Raw genomic sequence first — 17,646 nt, forward strand, 5'->3', positions numbered from 1 at the left:
AAATATAAGTATTTCGCCAGGCGGCGTCCTGCTCTCACAGGGGGAAACCCCCTACTACCATCGGCGCTGAAGAGCTTAACTGCCGTGTTCGGTATGGGAACGGGTGTGACCTCTTCGCTGTAGCCACCTGACTGTTTTACGACAATCATTATTATAACATAACAAATATATTTAGCAACAATTTTCATAATAAATTCCCGAAAGAATTTCTTTGCTTATCTGTAACCGACAAAGAGTAATATATCATATTTTTTTATAATTATGCAAGCATTTCAAAAAGAATATTTTGCTTTAAACATGACTTTTAAGAAATCGGTCTAGATCCTGTTCGTGTCATGTATAATACGAACAAAGGATTCAACCGAAAGCAGGTGCTTATTCGATGGAATGGACAATGGATACAGCTATCTTGATAAAATTAGGATTATCCGGCGGTCTTGGTGCTGTAATTGGTCTTGAACGTGAATTAAAAAGAAAGCCTGTCGGATTAAAAACCAGTATTGTTATTTCTATTATTAGCTGCCTGTTAACCATCGTTTCAGTTGAGTCCGTCTACTTTTATCATAAAGATGCGAATGTAAATATAACAATGGATCCGTTAAGGCTTGCTGCTCAAATCGTTTCTGGGATTGGTTTTCTTGGAGCGGGTGTTATTTTGCATAGAGCCAACGACAGCATTTCCGGCTTAACAACTGCCGCTATGATCTGGGGGGCAGCCGGTATTGGGATTGTCGTAGGTGCCGGTTTTTACGCTGCTGCTCTTGCAGGTGTAATTATGATCTTATTAGCGGTGGAGATTTTACCCCTTATACTTAGACTCGCAGGTCCAAGTCGCCTTCGAGAAAAAATACTGTATATAAAACTCCGTACGGCCTCTCACCATCATGTCCAGGACATTATACGCGCTGTCGAGCAAGAGAACATTTCTGTGAAAAGAATTCATATTCTATATGACGAGAAAAATCACACACACTTATTGGAGCTGACAGCTGGAGTATACTTTAAACGAAGAACGACAGAAGTCTATTATACACTTTCTGAAATTCCACACATACAATTTGTCGATGTAGAAAGTGCTTAAATGCTCCTTCTCTTCAATCTTCGAAAAAAGGACTGCTCACAGGTGAGCAGTCCTTTTACGCTTAAATTATGATGGAGACTATCGGGATCGAACCGACGACCTCTTGCATGCCATGCAAGCGCTCTCCCAGCTGAGCTAAGCCCCCAGTTTGAAAATGTTTACGTTGTTATTGATTAACGTCTAGATTAAATTATACCTATTTTCCTTTTTAATGCAAGCTAATTTACAAAAAAACTTCGGGGGATTATTCCCCGCGAAGTCGTTTTTCAAGTTCAGCTTTCTTTTCTTCAAAACCTGGCTTGCCAAGAAGCGCAAACATGTTCACTTTATATGCTTCTACACCTGGCTGATCAAATGGATTGACACCAAGAAGATAGCCGCTGATCGCACATGCTTTTTCAAAGAAGTAGGCTGTATAGCCAAATGTATAGGCATCCATTGCTGGAATCGACACTGTTAAATTCGGTACGCCGCCATCAGTATGGGCAAGAAGCGTTCCTTCAAATGCTTTATTGTTCACAAAATCTACTGTTTCGCCAGCAAGATAATTCAATCCATCCAAATCGTTTTCCGCTTTTTCAATCGTTAATGACTTGCGCGGATTTTTAACGCGAATGACGGTTTCAAACAAGTCACGGCGTCCTTCCTGCACGTATTGGCCTAACGAATGAAGATCCGTTGAGAAGTTGGCGGATGACGGGTAAATGCCTTTAAAGTCCTTCCCTTCACTTTCACCAAACAATTGCTTCCACCATTCAGAAAAGTACTGAAGTCCCGGCTCATAGTTGATCAGCATTTCGATCGTTTTCCCTTTATTGTATAGGACGTTGCGGACCGCCGCATATTGATATGCTTCGTTTTCTTCCAATTCAGATGAACTGTAGGCTTTGCGTGCATCACGTGCCCCTTGCATCATCGCCTCAATGTCCGCGCCGGCTGCTGCAATTGGAAGAAGCCCGACTGCTGTCAGCACAGAGTAACGGCCGCCGACATCATCTGGAATGACAAACGTTTCGTACCCCTCTTCATCTGCAACTGTTTTCAAAGCACCGCGCGCTTTGTCCGTCGTTGCATAAATACGGCTTTTCGCTCCTTCTTTTCCATATTGCTTTTCAAGAAGATCACGGAACAAGCGGAATGCAAGCGCTGGTTCTGTCGTTGTACCTGACTTGGAAATAACGTTGATTGACCAGTTCTTTCCGTCCAGCACTTCAATCAAGTCACTCATGTATGTAGAGCTAATGTTGTTGCCGGCAAAAAATACTTGTGGGCCGTTGCGTTTTTCAGCCGAAAGCACATTGTAAAAGCTGTGGTTCAGCATATCAATTGCTGCACGGGCACCAAGATATGAGCCGCCGATTCCAATTACAATTAATACATCAGAGTCGCTGCGGATTTTTTCTGCAGATTTTTGAATACGGGCAAATTCTTCTTTATCGTAATCTTCAGGCAAATCAATCCAGCCGAGGTAGTCATTTCCTTGGCCTGTTTTCTCATGTAGAGAATGATGTGCCACTTTTACAGCATCCCGTAAATAGTCAATTTCATGCTCACCGAAAAAAGGCAGCGCATTTGAATAATCAAATTTAATATGCGTCATGCTCAATAACCTCCGTCTAAACTGTATTTTTCCACTTTACTGTATACGACTGAACGTGGTTTCGCAAGAAAAAAACTAGAAAAAACCCGGGCTTAATTATGCCCGGTTAAAGTGACGCACGCAAAATAGCGATCACATCTTCACGATCCAACTTGGCGAAATTACCGAATGGTCCATTAAATAATGTTTTGTCCGCCATTTCTTCTATCCGGCTGTCATCGATATTGTAGTCAGCCAGACGGGCCGGCGCTTCGATTGATGTCCAGAAGTTTTGCAATGCTTCAATGCCCTCAAGCCCTGTTTCTTTGTCAGACTTCCCTTCCGGATTCACATCAAACACACGGACAGCGAGCTGCTTAAATCGTTCCGGCTTTGTATTCAGGTTGTGCTTCATCCAGTTTGGGAACAAGATGGCCAGTCCCCCGCCATGCGGAATGTCATAAACGGCTGATACCGCATGCTCAATATTATGAGTGGCCCAGTCGCCCCGGTAACCCATTTGCAGCATCCCATTCAGTCCAATCGTGCCGGCAAACATAACGGTTTCACGCAGCTTTTCATCCTGAAGATCATTCATGAGTGCTGGCGCTTTTTCCACAAGCGTTTTCAGCGTCCCTTCAATCAATCGATCCTGCACATCCGTCTGCTCCGCATTATGGAAATATTGTTCAAGCATATGCGTCATCATATCCACTACACCGTATGTTGTTTGGTCACGTGGTACGGTTAAGGTCCATTGAGGGTCACAAATCGAGAATTTTGGATAAACAAAGGGGCTTCCCCAGCCAAGCTTTTCGTTCTTATCCCAGTTTGTGATAACAGATCCCGCATTCATTTCTGAAGCGGTCGCCGCATGTGTCAAAATGGTGCCAAGCGGCAACGCGTCTTCTACCGCTTCTTTTTTCGTAATAAAATCCCAGGGATCACCGTCAAATTTTGCAGCCGCTGCCACCGCTTTTGCGCAGTCAATGACGCTTCCGCCACCCACTGCCAGAACAAATGAAACATCATTTTCACGGCACAGCTCCGCGCCGCGTTTCACTGTAGAAAGACGCGGATTCGGTTCGACACCGGCCAGCTCGGTAATATTAAAGCCCGCGAGCTCTTCTAAAACAAGATCATAAAGGCCGCTTTTCTTTATACTGCCTCCCCCATATACAAGAAGGACATTTTCACCAAAGGAAGCGACATTTTCCCGTAACTGTGTAACCGTATCTTTACCAAAAATCCACTTCACCGGATTCCAATAAACAAATTCATTCACTGTGACTCAGCTCCTTTTCCATACTATTATGCAAAAAGAGCCGTTCGTTTTTCAAATGATTGAACTTGATACAAAAAAACCGGCTACTGATCAGCCGGTTTTCATTTAAGGAAAGTATATATCTTACATAGTGTTCGTGTTCGTCTCCAGGTACCATCGAGGACCACAGATATAGGTCACAAAACGCCTCTGCCAGTGCAGTGCTCATCTTATGCTTGTTACCGATAGACCGGTGGCCTTATGCTTTTCTTATACCCACCCTCTAAATTTAGACGCTTCTGCCGCGCGGCGTACACCGACCATGTAGGCGGCAAGACGCATGTTGACACCGCGTGTTTGCGCGACTTCATAAATATTATTGAATGCTTTCGTTAAATTTTCGTGTAATTTCTTATTCACTTCTTCTTCTGTCCAATAGTAGCCTTGATTATTTTGCACCCATTCAAAATAAGATACTGTCACGCCGCCGGAACTTGCCAGCACATCCGGAACAAGTAAAATGCCGCGCTCAGTCAAGATTTTTGTCGCTTCAAATGTCGTTGGCCCATTCGCTGCTTCTACCACGATTGACGCTTGAATGTTATCTGCATTTTCGGCTGTAATTTGGTTTGAAATAGCCGCCGGAACTAAAATGTCACAATCCATTTCGAGAAGCTGCTGGTTTGTAATTGTATTTTCAAACAGAGTCGTGATCGTGCCAAAACTGTCACGCCGGTCTAATAAATAGTCAATATCGAGGCCGTCCGGGTCATAAAGTCCGCCGTATGCATCTGATATGCCGACCACTTTTGCACCGGCATCATGCATGAATTTCGACAAAAAGCTTCCCGCGTTCCCAAAACCCTGCACGATGACACGGGCGCCTTTAATATCAATGCCACGTTTTTTAGCCGCTTCATGAATGCAAATTGTCACACCTTGAGCAGTCGCTTTTTCACGTCCATGTGACCCGCCAAGTGCAATGGGCTTTCCAGTGATAAATCCAGGTGAATCAAATTCACGTATCCGGCTGTATTCATCCATCATCCAGGCCATAATCTGTGAATTTGTATAAACATCCGGGGCTGGAATATCCTTTGTCGGGCCGACAATCTGGCTGATCGCACGGACGTATCCACGGCTGATGTTTTCAATTTCCCGCATTGACAGCTGGCGCGGGTCACATACAACGCCGCCTTTTCCGCCGCCATATGGCAGATCAACAATTCCAGCTTTTAGCGTCATCCACATCGACAGCGCTTTCACTTCTTCTTCATTCACTTCTGGGTGAAAGCGGACACCGCCTTTAGTCGGGCCGGGAGCGTCATTATGCTGTGCCCGGTAGCCGGTGAAAATTTTAACCGATCCATCATCCATTTTTACCGGAATGCGCACCGTCATCATACGGAGCGGCTCTTTCAATAGCTCGTACATTTCTTCCGTGTAACCGAGTTTTGTCAGCGCTTCTTTAATGACATTCTGGGTTGATGTGAATAAGTTTAAGTTTTCAGCCATGTACCTTCGCCTCTTTTATTCTCATTTTTTCAATATTGATTCGTGCTTCCGCTTTCATTGTACGCCGGCGTGTGGAACATTCGCAAGCAATTCTGTCATCCTTTTTTTCGTTCTTCTTTCATCGATTGCTCGATCCATTCCTGCAGCTTGTCCTGAAGCGGATGAAAGCCATCTCCGTCATCGTCAATTTGAATACCTCGCCGCTGGTTCCGGCCGCCTTCATCTGTCGCGCGAATCGACAAGCTGATTTTGCTTTCATCTTCATTTACGGACAACACTTTCACCGTAATCTCATCGCCTACTGTCAAATAATCGTGAATATCGCGGACAAATCCATGCGTAATTTCCGATATATGAACAAGTCCCTGGCGGCCATGTTCAAGCGCAACAAATGCGCCATATGGCTGAATGCCGGTGATTTTACCGGTTACAGTCTGCCCCGGCTCAAATTTTGATTCCATCAAATCTCTCCAGTTTTTAGTTGGTTTCTTGTTTTATGCGTCGCGATATTATATCATACTTTTGTTTGACATGAAATTAATGACTGGTTTTTCAGTTAAAAAGAAGTACAGTAATAATTTTAATATTTTCGGCAAATTATGTTTTGGTTTTGCTAATTTTCTGACGAGCAATACCGTGATACGGATCGGTGCGCTTTTTATTGCGCTTTTTATCGGATTTTGGATAAAAAAAATGGACGTGCAGGAGAAAGTACTGCGGGGTTCTGCCCCGAGCACTTAATTATTTAATGTGTGGTATACATTCGTTGAATTTGCGGCACCCGCGGCGATTTTGTTCATTTTATTTCAATCACTTGTGTTATCTAATTAAAAAAGGAAGAGCCTCAAATGGCTCTTCCTTTTTGTTTGTCAAGAAATCGGCTGATTCTTTTCACCGCTTCTTGCAGCTGGCTCATTGAAGACGCGTACGAACAGCGGATATATCCTTCGCCGCCTTCTCCAAAAACAGACCCCGGCACAACAGCCACTTTTTCTTCTAACAAAAGCTGTTCTGCAAATTGTTCTGATGTAAGACCCGTCGACTGAATAGACGGAAAAACATAAAAAGCTCCGCCCGGCAGGTGACAGTCAAGCCCAATTTCTTTAAACGACTGCACCATGTAATTACGGCGCCGCCGGTAATCTTTTTTCATGCTTTCCACGTCCCCCATGCCGTGCTGCAGCGCTTCGATCGCCGCATATTGAGCCGGTGTTGAGGCACACATCATCGCATACTGATGGATTTTCAGCATGGCACTTGAAATTTCTTTTGGCGCACATGTAAACCCGAGCCGCCAGCCAGTCATTGCAAACCCTTTGGAAAAGCCGTTAATTAAAATTGTCCGTTCACGCATCCCGTCCAGCGCCGCAATCGATGTATGCGGCTGGTCATAAGCAAGTTCCGCGTAAATTTCATCAGCAATCACAAGCAAATCATGTTTTCTCACAATATCAGCAATTAATTCAAGATCCTCCCGCTCAAGCTGTGTACCTGTCGGATTGTTCGGATAGCAAAGAAGAACTGCTTTTGTTTTTGCTGTAATAGCCGCTTCAAGCTGCTCAGGCTGCAATTTAAAACCGGTCTCACCGGTAGTCCCAATCGTCACGGCACGCCCCCCCGCAAGCTCTACAAGCGGTGCATACGAAACGAAACACGGTTCCACAACAATAATTTCATCTCCGGGATCCGTGACAGCTCGCATCGCAATATCGAGTGCCTGGCTTGCTCCTACTGTTACAATAATTTCTTCTTTTGGCGCATATTCAACGTGAAATCGTTCACTCATATAGCGGGCAATTTCTGTGCGCAGTGCGATTAATCCGGCATTCGCTGTGTAAGAGGTAAAACCCCGCTCAAGCGAATTAATCGCAGCTTCCCGGACAGACCATGTTGTGACAAAATCTGGTTCCCCTACGCCAAGAGATACAACGCCCTCCATTGTCGCCGCCAAGTCAAAAAACTTCCGGATGCCGGATGGGCGCATTCGTTCTACTGATTTTGCTACATAGCTTTTGGTTATATTCATTACGGAGACACCACGATTCGATTGTCTTCACGCTTTGATGCATAAATCATGCCGTCATGCTTATATTTTTTCAGCTGAAAATGAGTCGTTGTTGAAACAACCGAATCAAGCGTCGATAATTTTTCGGATACGAAACGGGCAATTTCATTCATCGATTTTCCTTCAACAGTCACCGACAAATCATACACACCTGACATTAAATAAACGGAGCTGACTTCTTTAAAGCGGTAAATCCGTTCTGCCACTTCATCAAAGCCGACGCCGCGTTTCGGTGTTACTTTCACGTCGATCATCGCTGTTACCCCTGTGTAATTATCCATTTTCGCCCAGTCAACGAGCGTGGCATAATGCACAATCACCTTTTCTTCTTCCAGGCGGCGAATCGTCTCCGCAACCTCTGCTTCTGAAAGGCCAATCATTTTCGCGATGTCTGTCGCTTCAAAGCGCGCGTCTTTTTGCAGAATTTCCAGAATTTCCACTTCTTTTTCATTCAGCTTCATTACTTAATCCTCCTCCAGATGGTCAAAACTACATCGTTCATTATAACAAAAATCACCTTCATTTGTGTTATGCGCTAAAAAAACATATTATTTTTGTTATTTTTCACAAAGAACAAGATGAGTTATTTTTAATAACCAACAATGTTTCTGCTAGTTTGATTGGGTTTCCGCCAGGCATCGGCTCATCAAATGAGTGTTCATAAATGCGCCGGATTTCAGCCGCAAGCTGCACCGCATCTTCCTGCTGATGAACCGCGAAAATCGCATCAGCCATTTCCGTTTCGTAAAAACCTTCTCCGGCTTTGTAAGGATCAAAAGCCTGCAGGACATCCGCAAGCGCAAAATTTAATTGGGCAGTTTCATTCATTTGTATTCACCTTTCAACTTAATGTATGTTTATTGTCAAGGAGAGTGAGAGTCATGTCAAGATTCGATGAAGTAATTGAACGCCGCGGCACGAACGCGGTAAAATGGGATGGGTTAAAAGCAGTTTTTGGCCGCGAGGATGTGCTGCCCATGTGGGTAGCAGACATGGATTTTAAAGCGCCGGATGTGGTCATCGAAGCTATTAGGCAATCAGCGTCGCATGGAGTGTACGGTTATACGATTGTCCCGGATTCCACACGCGAAGCCATTATTAATTGGATGTCCGACCGGCACAGCTGGTCCATTGAAAAAGACTGGCTGCTCTTTAACCATGGTGTCGTCCCGTCGATCGGCGCTGCAGTTGAGGCATTAACAGAGCCTGGAGATGCCGTCATCGTGCAGCCCCCTGTTTATAATCCGTTTTTCGACATGATCGAAAAAAACGGGCGCAAACTTGTTCATAATGAACTTTTGTTAAAAGACGGCCGTTATGAAATGGATTTTGTGGATCTCGAAGAAAAAATTAAGGCGGAGCATGCAAAAATGGTCGTGCTTTGTTCTCCTCATAATCCAGGCGGCCGTGTGTGGACAAAGGAAGAACTAACAACACTAGGTGATCTTTGCGAAAAGCACAACGTATTTCTTGTATCCGATGAAATCCATGCAGACCTGACCCGTGAGCCGCATAAGCATATTTCCATTGCTTCACTATCGGAAAGCTATGCCGCTTTTACTATAACGCTTATTGCACCAAGTAAAACATTTAATTTAGCCGGTTTGCAGGCTTCCTCTTTAATTATTCCTGATAAAGGTGTCCGGGCAAAGCTTCAAAAAGTGTTTGCCAGACAAGGGCAATTCACGCTGAATCAAATGGGCATTGCCGGCATGGAAGCCGCCTACCTTTATGGGCACGCTTGGCTCGATGAAGCACTTGATTACATACAAGAAAATATACAGCTTGTGAAAGACTTTGCGGATCAACATATTCCGTCTCTTACGGTTATGGAGCCGGAAGGGAGCTATCTTGTGTGGGTAGACTGCCGGAAACTCGGGCTTTCAGACAAAGAATTGCTGGCGCTTTTTTTAGATCATGGCGTTGCGCTGGGAAATGGAGCCAAATATGGACCAGGCGGAGAAGGATTTATGCGGATCAATGTCGCCTGCCCTCGTTCTACAGTTATTGAAACGATGGAACGGATGAAAAAAGCGGCAAAGTCACTTGAATAGTAAAAAAGCCAAGCCGGCACCGGCTTGGCTTTTTTACACTCCTTTTTTGTTTCCCCACACAAATGTATGCAGCTGCGGCAACACGCGCACCCGCTTAAATTCCGGGTCCGGCATGACTAAATTGATCAGCCATTCGTATCGGCTTGCGAGGTGCACAAGCAGTTTGCCGTCATCCGTTTCATTAAGCTGGTCATTGCCTACCTGCAAATAAAATGGCACTTCCGGAAAACGCTGATGTACGTTTTTCGCGTAGGCTAAATCTTCTTCATTGAATACGACGACTTTTAAACTGACAAACTGCCCTTTTACTTCATTTAAAATATGAGCAAGCTTGTCAAAGTCGCTATCCATCCCGGAGCTTGGCGGCTTCGGAGAAATCGTCAGCTCATCGATGTCGTGAAACCATGGCTGATATTTCGATCCCTGTGTTTCAAGTGCGGACGTAATACCTTTTTCTTTAAACAATTGAAGCAACCCATCGATATGCGGCAATAGAGCCGGGTTGCCACCGGAAATCGTCACATGGTCAAATGTATCGCCGCCGATCTCTTTCAGCTCTTTATAAATCTCCTCCGGCGTCATTTTTCGGATATCCTCTTTCGCGCTGCCATCCCACGTAAAAGCGGAATCGCACCACGAACAACGATAGTCGCACCCAGCTGTCCGGACAAACATTGTTTTACGGCCGATAACGGCTCCTTCTCCCTGCACAGTCGGACCAAAAATTTCAAGAACCGGGATCATGCGAAGTCTCCTTTTTTCGGACGAAACACAACATAGCTTGTTGGTGTCTCGCGGACAAAGACCTGCAGGCATTTCGGCTTATTTACAGTTTGGTTCAATTCTTTCTGGACCACTTCCCAAATCACCCGGGCGACTACTTCTGTAGTCGGAAACCGCTCTGATGTATCTTCTGAAAACAAGCCATCTTCATTTAAAACTGTATGGTCAAAGCGCTTATGAACAAGCGACTTAAGAAGCTGAAAGTTCACGAGAAAGCCGGAATCGTTTAATTCATCGCCAGCTACCGTAATATTGACAAAATACGTATGGCCATGCAATTTCCGGCAGTTTCCCGCTTCGTCATGCGGCACATAATGCGCGGCCGCAAAATGAAAATCTTTATTTAATTCGTACCGGAAGTCGTGCACCGGTGCCGGATAAATTTGCTGCATCATTGCACACTTCCTCCTTTTTCTTCAATATATTGATCCAATCCGTTTTGACGCAGCGTACACGCCGGACATTCCCCGCATCCGGACCCTTTTAGGCCGTTATAGCACGTTAATGTCCGCTCGCGCACATAATCAAACGCGCCTAGTTCATCCGCGAGCTTCCACGTTTCTTTTTTATCGAGCCACATTAAAGGCGTATGAATCACAAATTCGTGATCCATGGATAAGTTGAGTGTGACATTCAATGACTTCACAAACGAGTCCCGGCAGTCCGGATAGCCGCTGAAATCCGTCTCACATACACCTGTCACAATATGGCGAGCCCCCGCCTGCTTGCCGAGAATTGCCGCAAAAGACAAAAACAGCAAATTGCGTCCTTCCACAAACGTAGAAGGCAATTCGCCTTCTTTGATTTCAATATCAATATTCGAACGGGTCAGCGCACTGGGCGCCAGCTGATTTAACAGCCCCATATCAAGCACGTGATGCGGCACCTGCAAATCTGCAGCAATTTCTTTAGCCACTTCTATTTCCGCACTGTGGCGCTGCCCGTAATTAAATGTCACCGCGATGACGTCTTTAAATGTCTGTTTTGCCCAGAACAAGCATGTTGTACTGTCCTGGCCGCCGCTAAATACAACAACGGCTTTTTCATGTTTTAACATAATAATTTTCCTTCTTTCCTATTTGAAAGAAAAGGGACGCGAAGACACGAGAAAAAACCCCTCGGCTGGCGGTTTAGGCCTGCTGAGCAGGTCACAAAAGCGTTGCGGCAGGACGCCGCGGCGCTAGCTTTTGATCATTAGTTTTTTATAGAGGGAATTCGCGAACCTCTCCCGCACGCAGCGGAATGTCTTCTTTCGTTTATTTATGATTTAATCTTATTGGCTTTACGGATTTGTTCTTCTAAATGCCTTGTTTTTTCTTCTTCTTTTTTTGACACGCGCTTAATGAGAAAAAAAGCGCCAATCGCCATCAGCACAAAAAACCCCATGGAAATGGCTGCCGGAATGTATTCGCTTTTGTCTTCCGGAAAATATAAAAAATTCCCGAAGCCAATTAACAGGTTCATCAACACACGTCATGCCTCCATTCATTGTTCCCCGTATATTATAGCAGGAGAACATCACAATTCCAACAACGTGATTTTGAGATTTCCATTCACACAGGATAATTGATACAATAAGCCCTTAAGGAGGCGAAAAAAATGAAGATTGGCGACTTTGTGACAGCACATTATAAATCTGGTAAATATACCGGGACGATTACAGGTGTACGCCCCGGCGGCTATACAGTAAAAATCTCATCCGTTCTGCGTCACCCCGCTCAGGGCGACCTTCATAATCCGAACGAAGCGGATGTGCCTTTTTTCCACGAACGAAAAGCGCTGGCTCTTAATGAACAGGCAAATATTCCTGAAGCAGCCGTTCACCCGTTTGAAGAAGAGCCGGATGAATATAATACTTCGCTTATTACGGCTGTCCGGAAGCTGGAAATGAGATTAAAAGCGAAGGATGATGCGTTTTCTGTCCGCAGCCTTGAAGCGCTTCAATCCGTTAAAAAAGAATATACACTTATGTATAAAGTTTCGTTCGAATAGCCCATTTTTGTGAAGAAGAGCCCTTTATTTCCAAGTTTTTTTCATTTATGATGGTACATATGCACGTTTAAACTTGAAAAAGGCGGTTGGTGAATGAGAACGGTTTTAGGTTACGTATTCATTATTTTGCTTATCCCGCTTTCTGTCTTAACGTTTTATTACGCAGATGCAGAAGCAGGAAAGGTTCAAAATTTTGATGATTACGTAGAAGAACGAATAGTTATTAATGAAGTAGATTTGCCCCAGGCCAGCAAGATAACCGATACAAATGGGAACGTCTACGTTGAGCTTCATCAGCCAAATCGGATTGTGGTGGAAGGCGATAAAATTCCGGCTTTTTTAAAAGAATTGTTTATTCAGTCGGAAGATCAGCACTTTTATGAACACTCTGGCATTGATGCGGCAGCCGTCATTCGTGCTTTTATGGTGAATGCCCAATCGGATGAAATCGAGCAGGGTGCAAGTACGATTACCCAGCAGGTAGCCCGCAATATCTATTTAACGCAGGACCGTACGCTCGCACGCAAGATTGCGGAAGTTTTTTATTCATACCAGATTGAAAAAACACTAGAAAAAGATGAAATTTTAGGCTTGTATTTAAATGTTATTTTCTTTAACCATAATGTATACGGTGTAGAATCAGCAGCGCAATATTATTTCCAAAAGCCGGTTGATCAGTTATCGAAGGCACAAATGGCATTTATCGCCGCGATTCCAAATAACCCGTCGCTTTATGATCCAGAAAATCGTTTTGAAAATACGAAAACTCGTCAGGAACGGCTCCTTGATATAATGGCCCGGGAAGAAATTATCACTCCGGAAGAAGCGGAACAATTTAAGAGTGAAACGATTACATTAAAAGTCCGGCCGCGGCTTGATCGCTATCCTGATTACTCTACGTACGTGGTGTCAGAATTTAAAGAACTGATTTCTGTATCAGAAGGTTTTGACCAGCAGCTTCTGAACGCAGAAGGGGATGCGCGTACTGCCATTGAAGAGAAACTGGATACACGTGTAGCGGAAATTCTTTCTTCAGGTATTGTAATTAATACAGCGCTCGATCCGGCCATACAGGCAAAAACAGTCGGTTCCGTTAATAATGTTTTAGCCGGTTCATCGGTTCAAGCTTCCGCTGCCGTTATTGGAAATCAGTCGCATGATATCGTGGCTTTGTCCGGAGGTAAAGGTTTCCAAAAAACAGATTTTAACCGGGCTTTCCAAGGATATCGTCAGCCTGGTTCCACCATTAAGCCGCTGCTTGATTATGCTCCTTTCATAGAGACGTCTGGCGCCGGAGTCAATTATCTTGTTTCAGCTGATAAATATTGTGACAGTACCTACTGTCCAAAAAACTACTCTAAACAAGAATACGGGATGGTAACAATCAAAGAAGCCCTTACAAAATCCTATAATACTGCAGCGATCCGCCTGTTTATGCGGACAGGCATTGAGCGGTCATTCTCTTACCTGGAAAAATTTGATTTTAACCGGATTTCCGAAGAAGATTATTTTCCCGCCGCTTCATTAGGCGGCATTGACGGCTTTACTACTCTTGAAATGGCCGGTGCATACACGTCTTTTGTAGATGGAACATTTACAAAGCCTCGTGCTATTAAAAGCGTGACTGACCTTCAGGGCAAAACGTTATACGCCTGGGAAGACAAAGCTGTTCGCGTCTGGTCTGCTAATACGACATATAAAATGCGTGAAATGCTTACAAGTGTTGTCAAGAACGGAACAGGGAAAAAAGCAAACTTTTCTGCACCTTATATTGGCGGTAAAACCGGCACAACAAATTTTGTTCGCGATCTATGGTTTGTCGGATTAACAGAAGGATACACAGCAGCTGTATGGACAGGCAAGGACCGTTATGAAACAGAAACAGAAGGAATTCGCTATATGGAAAAATATGCACCTCACCAGTTGATCTGGCGGCGCATTATGCAATGATAAAAAAGAACCGGCTGCCAAGCAGCCGGTTCTTTTTTAATTCATTTAAGCATTCGTTTCGTCGTATATTGGCAACCAGCCTTCTTTTGTGACAAAAACACGGACCGCTACCACTTTGCGGTCCTCCATCAAAGTGAAGTAATGGCGCGTGTTCACTGGAACAGAGATTAAGTCGCCCGGTTCCAATTCAACATTGAAAAATTGGCCGTCTTTCGCCTGAATCGCAAAAATACCGTGTCCACTCACGATAAAGCGGACTTCGTCATCCGTGTGAATATGAACCTTTTGGAAGTTTGTTAAAAGCTCATCCAGGTTCGGTGTGCTGTCGGACAATGAAATGACATCATGCGCCTGGTAACCGCGGCGTTCTGAAATGTCTTTAATTTCCTCGGCAAATGTATCAAGTACTTGCCGCTTGTCTTCATCCGATAAGATGTAATTTTCACGAAGGTTTTCCGGGAGTTTGGAAATATCCCATTTTTCGTAAATCACTTCCTGCGCGCTTAAAAATGCATCAATCGCGTTCTTGTCAGTAATACGTTCGCCAGTTTCTTGAAATTGAATAACGGCCATTTTTTATCTTCCTTTCAACATAAGTAATTTAATATGCCCTGAAAATAAAAATTCATATGCTTCTAAAAACTTCTTCGCTTCAAATGCGTCGCGGCCCCATCAAGTGGCAGCTTTCCAAACACCGTCACTAAAATTGCCGCCAAATCCGCACTGAAATTCGTTGCAAAATAAGCGATTTCTATGTTTGCTTCTCGTCCGTATGCCGTTTCAATTCCCGTTTCCCGAATCGATAAAACCCGGCTTTTATGGTATTTTAGCTGTTCTTGTTCAAGAAATGGTAAATCCGTCCACGAACCGATAGTAAGTTCTAATGCGATGCTTCTGCTTTTTTTAAAGTGCGCCTTTTTGGTCAAAAATACGATGCGTTGCGATCCCTTCACTCATTGCTTTTTCTTCATTCTAAATGCCTACTTGTTTACCGGGATTGTGTCATTTGCCGGCTTTTTTGTCAATAAACAGCCCGAGCTTACCAATTCTTTTGATCGCTTCTTCAAGGCGGTTTTCTTCTGTTAACAACCCCACTCGGACATACCCTTCACCGTACGCACCAAACCCAATGCCAGGTGCTGTTACGACATGGGCTTTTTCCAGAAGAAGATCCGAGAATTCAACCGATGTATATGGTTTTGGGACAGGCAGCCATGCAAAAAATGAACCAGCCGGCGCTTTTACATTCCAGCCGATCGCCTGACACGCCTTCACGAGTGCATCACGCCGCCGCTCATATGTATCAGATAGTTCACGCACACAATTTTGCGGACCGGTCAGCGCAGTGGCCGCTGCCTGTTGAACCGCGCTGAATAAACTGACATACAGGTGGTCCTGCAATAAATTAATAGCTGAAATAACACTTTTATTCCCCGCTAAAAATGCGACACGCCAGCCTGCCATGTTATACGTTTTGGATAACGTATACAACTCTACGCCAATTTCCTTGGCTCCTTTAGACTGTAAGAAGCTCGGCGGCTTTTGCCTGTCAAATCCGATGCCGCCATAAGCAAAGTCATGAACAACACAAATGTTATGCTTTTCAGCAAGCTGGACGGTTTCATCAAAAAAATAGCGCGTTGCCTGGGCGCCGGTTGGATTGTTTGGATAGTTTAAAAGAAGCAATTTTGCCCGCTCCAGCCTCTCTTCGCCAATCTCCTCATAATCAGGCAAAAAATTGTTTTCTTCCACCAGCGGCATATAATCCATAGCGGCTCCTGCCATGGCAGCCCCGGACCAGTAATCGGGATAACCCGGATCCGGCACAAGCATGTAGTCGCCCGCATTCATTAAACACATCGGCAATTCCACAAGCCCCGCCTTCCCACCAAAAAGAACAGCAATTTCTGTGTGCGGATCTAAATCTACATTGTATTCCCGTTTATAAAATTCTGCTGCGGCTTCTTTTAAAAAGACCTGCCCTTGAAACGGTGGATATTTATGAAAATCGGGACGGTTCGCTGCGGCCTTTAATGATGCGACAATATGGTCCGGCGTCGGCTGATCGGGATTTCCCTGTCCAAGATTAATCATGTCGTGGCCCATCGCCGCGTATTCTATTACTTTTTTTGACAACGCGGCAAAAAATTGATCCGGCAATGAATTCAATAGTCTTGATTGTTCAAACTGTTTCATTTCGTCACCTTCTTACAAATTTTCTTGCAATTCAGTCATAAATATATATATTTACGAACAAATTGTAAATATATTTGACGGAATGAGGACGCCTGCTGATCTTAAAACGCCAAATGGAGACGCACTTCCGATTGAAGAACGTGATTGCACAGAAATTACCGAAGTCAACGGAATGCGTGCTGCACCAAATGAGCGCGACATGACATCGCTGCTGCGCTGTTTTTTCATAAGAAAAGCGGAAGGCGCCTGGAGCCGGACAGCATTTAAAACATATACTTCCTTGCTCTTTTAATAAGAAAAAACGGACTTCGCTTGAGAAGAAGTCCGTTTTTTTTACAATGGGATAGCGGCCATTAATCCGTTGTATAATTTCATAAAAATTAATGCAAGCAATAATCCGAAGAAAATCCAAAATAACGCTTCAAAGACGATAACGCCAATCATTTGCGGCGTTGTAATATGCGGGCTTAATTTATAAACAAAGTACACTACATACACAACAGACGTTACGAGAAAAATAATGCCGGTTCCGACAGCTGACGAAAAGCTGATTAATGAAACAAGTCCGCCGAGAAAAAAGATAACCGCGCCAAAGCGGGTTTTTTTCAGTAATTCTCCGTCCGCATCTTTTGAGAAGAAAAGCAAAGCCAATTCGTTTGCCGTGTTTGCAAGTAACTTTAGCGTTGCAAAGATCATTGTAAAAATGACCATCAAACCGCCAATAACGACGAGATTAATTTCTGTTTTGGTAAAAATATCGAGCATTGTGTTATACAAATTTGCTTTTTTCAACAAATCGACAAAAAACGTTTGTCCATACATGGACAGCGATAAGCTGAAAAGCAAAATGGCTAAGAGCGGCATATAGCCGGTTAAATACGAGTTTTTCATCAACATGATTCTCTCCTGTCACAGTCAGTCACTGTTCATTATGCAAGAGGTTGATTATTATGACAAGTGATTTACGATCTTTTTTTTGGAAAATGCGCACAATTTCTATGAAAATCCGCATAATTGATCTGTCGAATTTTAAATTTTTTTGCTTAAAAATACCGCGTTTCTTCATATTTATTATCGATGATTGAGTTTTCAGCTTGTCTGATTTTATGAAATGCACAATCATTTTTTTTACGCTATAATTTGAAGCGTGCACGAAAACATAAGGAG

Annotated in this window: 20 protein-coding genes, 1 tRNA gene, 1 rRNA gene, 1 pseudogene and 1 riboswitch; of the genes and pseudogenes, 5 read left to right on the forward strand and 18 right to left on the reverse strand. The window is 44.0% G+C overall.

Going from position 1 to position 17,646, the window contains the following annotated elements; all coding sequences use genetic code 11:
* Positions 1–15: 15 nt before the first annotated feature.
* Positions 16–131: ribosomal RNA gene (gene rrf / locus BA724_RS00005) — 5S ribosomal RNA — on the reverse strand.
* Between the two features lie 251 nt (positions 132–382).
* On the opposite strand from rrf, the gene BA724_RS00010 reads away from it, so the two are divergent.
* Positions 383–1,081, forward strand: coding sequence for an MgtC/SapB family protein (locus tag BA724_RS00010; protein WP_245676100.1), 699 nt, complete (start codon positions 383–385; stop codon positions 1,079–1,081).
* A gap of 72 nt (positions 1,082–1,153) precedes the next feature.
* Here the strand turns inward: BA724_RS00010 and BA724_RS00015 are convergent.
* The 8 genes from BA724_RS00015 to BA724_RS00050 form a co-directional block, all read right to left on the reverse strand.
* Positions 1,154–1,226 (reverse strand) — tRNA-Ala (locus tag BA724_RS00015).
* Positions 1,227–1,325: 99 nt separating this feature from the next.
* Positions 1,326–2,681, reverse strand: a complete 1,356-nt coding sequence (locus BA724_RS00020) for a glucose-6-phosphate isomerase (protein WP_069936651.1) — start codon at positions 2,679–2,681, stop codon at positions 1,326–1,328.
* A 106-nt stretch (positions 2,682–2,787) separates the two neighbouring features.
* Complete coding sequence (locus BA724_RS00025; RefSeq protein WP_069936652.1) at positions 2,788–3,945, reverse strand: iron-containing alcohol dehydrogenase; 1,158 nt, start codon at positions 3,943–3,945, stop codon at positions 2,788–2,790.
* 249 nt (positions 3,946–4,194) lie between these two features.
* Positions 4,195–5,439 carry a Glu/Leu/Phe/Val family dehydrogenase gene (locus BA724_RS00030; RefSeq protein ID WP_069936653.1) on the reverse strand — a complete coding sequence of 415 codons (1,245 nt, stop codon included), beginning with the start codon at positions 5,437–5,439 and terminating at the stop codon, positions 4,195–4,197.
* 95 nt (positions 5,440–5,534) lie between these two features.
* Positions 5,535–5,900 carry a S1 domain-containing post-transcriptional regulator GSP13 gene (yugI, locus tag BA724_RS00035; RefSeq protein ID WP_069936654.1) on the reverse strand — a complete coding sequence of 122 codons (366 nt, stop codon included), beginning with the start codon at positions 5,898–5,900 and terminating at the stop codon, positions 5,535–5,537.
* A 383-nt stretch (positions 5,901–6,283) separates the two neighbouring features.
* Positions 6,284–7,465: an aminotransferase gene (locus BA724_RS00040; RefSeq protein WP_069936655.1), complete on the reverse strand. Its 1,182-nt coding sequence runs from the start codon at positions 7,463–7,465 to the stop codon at positions 6,284–6,286.
* A complete protein-coding gene (locus BA724_RS00045) occupies positions 7,465–7,965 on the reverse strand; it encodes an Lrp/AsnC family transcriptional regulator (protein WP_069936656.1) in 501 nt (166 codons plus the stop codon). The genes BA724_RS00040 and BA724_RS00045 overlap by 1 nt, the downstream gene beginning before the upstream one ends.
* Positions 7,966–8,068: 103 nt before the next feature.
* Positions 8,069–8,332, reverse strand: a complete 264-nt coding sequence (locus BA724_RS00050; protein ID WP_069936657.1) for a DUF1871 family protein — start codon at positions 8,330–8,332, stop codon at positions 8,069–8,071.
* Between the two features lie 53 nt (positions 8,333–8,385).
* On the opposite strand from BA724_RS00050, the gene BA724_RS00055 reads away from it, so the two are divergent.
* Positions 8,386–9,558 carry a MalY/PatB family protein gene (locus tag BA724_RS00055; protein WP_069936658.1) on the forward strand — a complete coding sequence of 391 codons (1,173 nt, stop codon included), beginning with the start codon at positions 8,386–8,388 and terminating at the stop codon, positions 9,556–9,558.
* A 33-nt stretch (positions 9,559–9,591) separates the two neighbouring features.
* Here BA724_RS00055 and queE read toward each other — a convergent pair whose 3' ends face one another.
* The 4 genes from queE to BA724_RS00075 form a co-directional block, all read right to left on the reverse strand.
* Entirely contained in the window at positions 9,592–10,302 is a 711-nt protein-coding gene (gene queE, locus BA724_RS00060; RefSeq protein WP_069936659.1) for a 7-carboxy-7-deazaguanine synthase QueE, read from the reverse strand.
* Entirely contained in the window at positions 10,299–10,736 is a 438-nt protein-coding gene (queD, locus tag BA724_RS00065; RefSeq protein WP_069936660.1) for a 6-carboxytetrahydropterin synthase QueD, read from the reverse strand. The genes queE and queD overlap by 4 nt, the downstream gene beginning before the upstream one ends.
* Positions 10,733–11,398, reverse strand: a complete 666-nt coding sequence (gene queC, locus BA724_RS00070) for a 7-cyano-7-deazaguanine synthase QueC (RefSeq protein WP_069936661.1) — start codon at positions 11,396–11,398, stop codon at positions 10,733–10,735. Before queC ends, queD begins: the two co-directional genes overlap by 4 nt.
* Before the next feature lie 131 nt (positions 11,399–11,529).
* Positions 11,530–11,573, reverse strand: a riboswitch (PreQ1 riboswitch).
* Between the two features lie 28 nt (positions 11,574–11,601).
* Entirely contained in the window at positions 11,602–11,805 is a 204-nt protein-coding gene (locus BA724_RS00075) for a hypothetical protein (protein WP_069936891.1), read from the reverse strand.
* 135 nt (positions 11,806–11,940) lie between these two features.
* Here BA724_RS00075 and kapB point away from each other — a divergent pair, with 135 nt between their 5' ends.
* Both kapB and BA724_RS00085 read left to right on the forward strand, forming a co-directional pair.
* On the forward strand, positions 11,941–12,333 hold the full coding sequence (gene kapB / locus BA724_RS00080; RefSeq protein ID WP_069936662.1) for a kinase-associated lipoprotein KapB: 393 nt from the start codon (positions 11,941–11,943) through the stop codon (positions 12,331–12,333).
* A 93-nt stretch (positions 12,334–12,426) separates the two neighbouring features.
* Positions 12,427–14,283, forward strand: a complete 1,857-nt coding sequence (locus tag BA724_RS00085) for a transglycosylase domain-containing protein (RefSeq protein ID WP_069936663.1) — start codon at positions 12,427–12,429, stop codon at positions 14,281–14,283.
* 45 nt (positions 14,284–14,328) lie between these two features.
* Here the strand turns inward: BA724_RS00085 and BA724_RS00090 are convergent, their stop codons facing one another.
* The 4 genes and pseudogenes from BA724_RS00090 to BA724_RS00100 all read right to left on the reverse strand — a co-directional run bounded on the left by BA724_RS00090 (position 14,329) and on the right by BA724_RS00100 (position 16,479).
* A complete protein-coding gene (locus tag BA724_RS00090; RefSeq protein ID WP_069936664.1) occupies positions 14,329–14,856 on the reverse strand; it encodes a 1,2-dihydroxy-3-keto-5-methylthiopentene dioxygenase in 528 nt (175 codons plus the stop codon).
* Between the two features lie 3 nt (positions 14,857–14,859).
* Positions 14,860–14,955, reverse strand: a pseudogene (gene mtnB / locus BA724_RS17705) (methylthioribulose 1-phosphate dehydratase); the annotation flags it as partial.
* The gene (locus tag BA724_RS18380) at positions 14,919–15,236 is read right to left on the reverse strand and encodes a hypothetical protein (protein ID WP_069936665.1); all 318 of its coding nucleotides are present in this window, start codon (positions 15,234–15,236) and stop codon (positions 14,919–14,921) included. The pseudogene mtnB and the gene BA724_RS18380, both read right to left, overlap by 37 nt.
* Positions 15,237–15,285: 49 nt before the next feature.
* Complete coding sequence (locus BA724_RS00100; protein ID WP_069936666.1) at positions 15,286–16,479, reverse strand: pyridoxal phosphate-dependent aminotransferase; 1,194 nt, start codon at positions 16,477–16,479, stop codon at positions 15,286–15,288.
* 82 nt (positions 16,480–16,561) lie between these two features.
* Here BA724_RS00100 and BA724_RS00105 point away from each other — a divergent pair, with 82 nt between their 5' ends.
* Positions 16,562–16,771 carry a hypothetical protein gene (locus tag BA724_RS00105; RefSeq protein ID WP_069936667.1) on the forward strand — a complete coding sequence of 70 codons (210 nt, stop codon included), beginning with the start codon at positions 16,562–16,564 and terminating at the stop codon, positions 16,769–16,771.
* Between the two features lie 41 nt (positions 16,772–16,812).
* Here the strand turns inward: BA724_RS00105 and BA724_RS00110 are convergent, their stop codons facing one another.
* A complete protein-coding gene (locus BA724_RS00110; protein WP_245676102.1) occupies positions 16,813–17,376 on the reverse strand; it encodes a DUF5366 family protein in 564 nt (187 codons plus the stop codon).
* Positions 17,377–17,646 lie beyond the last annotated feature (270 nt).

The organism is Domibacillus iocasae, from assembly GCF_001750285.1.
GTDB lineage: Bacteria > Bacillota > Bacilli > Bacillales > Domibacillaceae > Domibacillus > Domibacillus iocasae.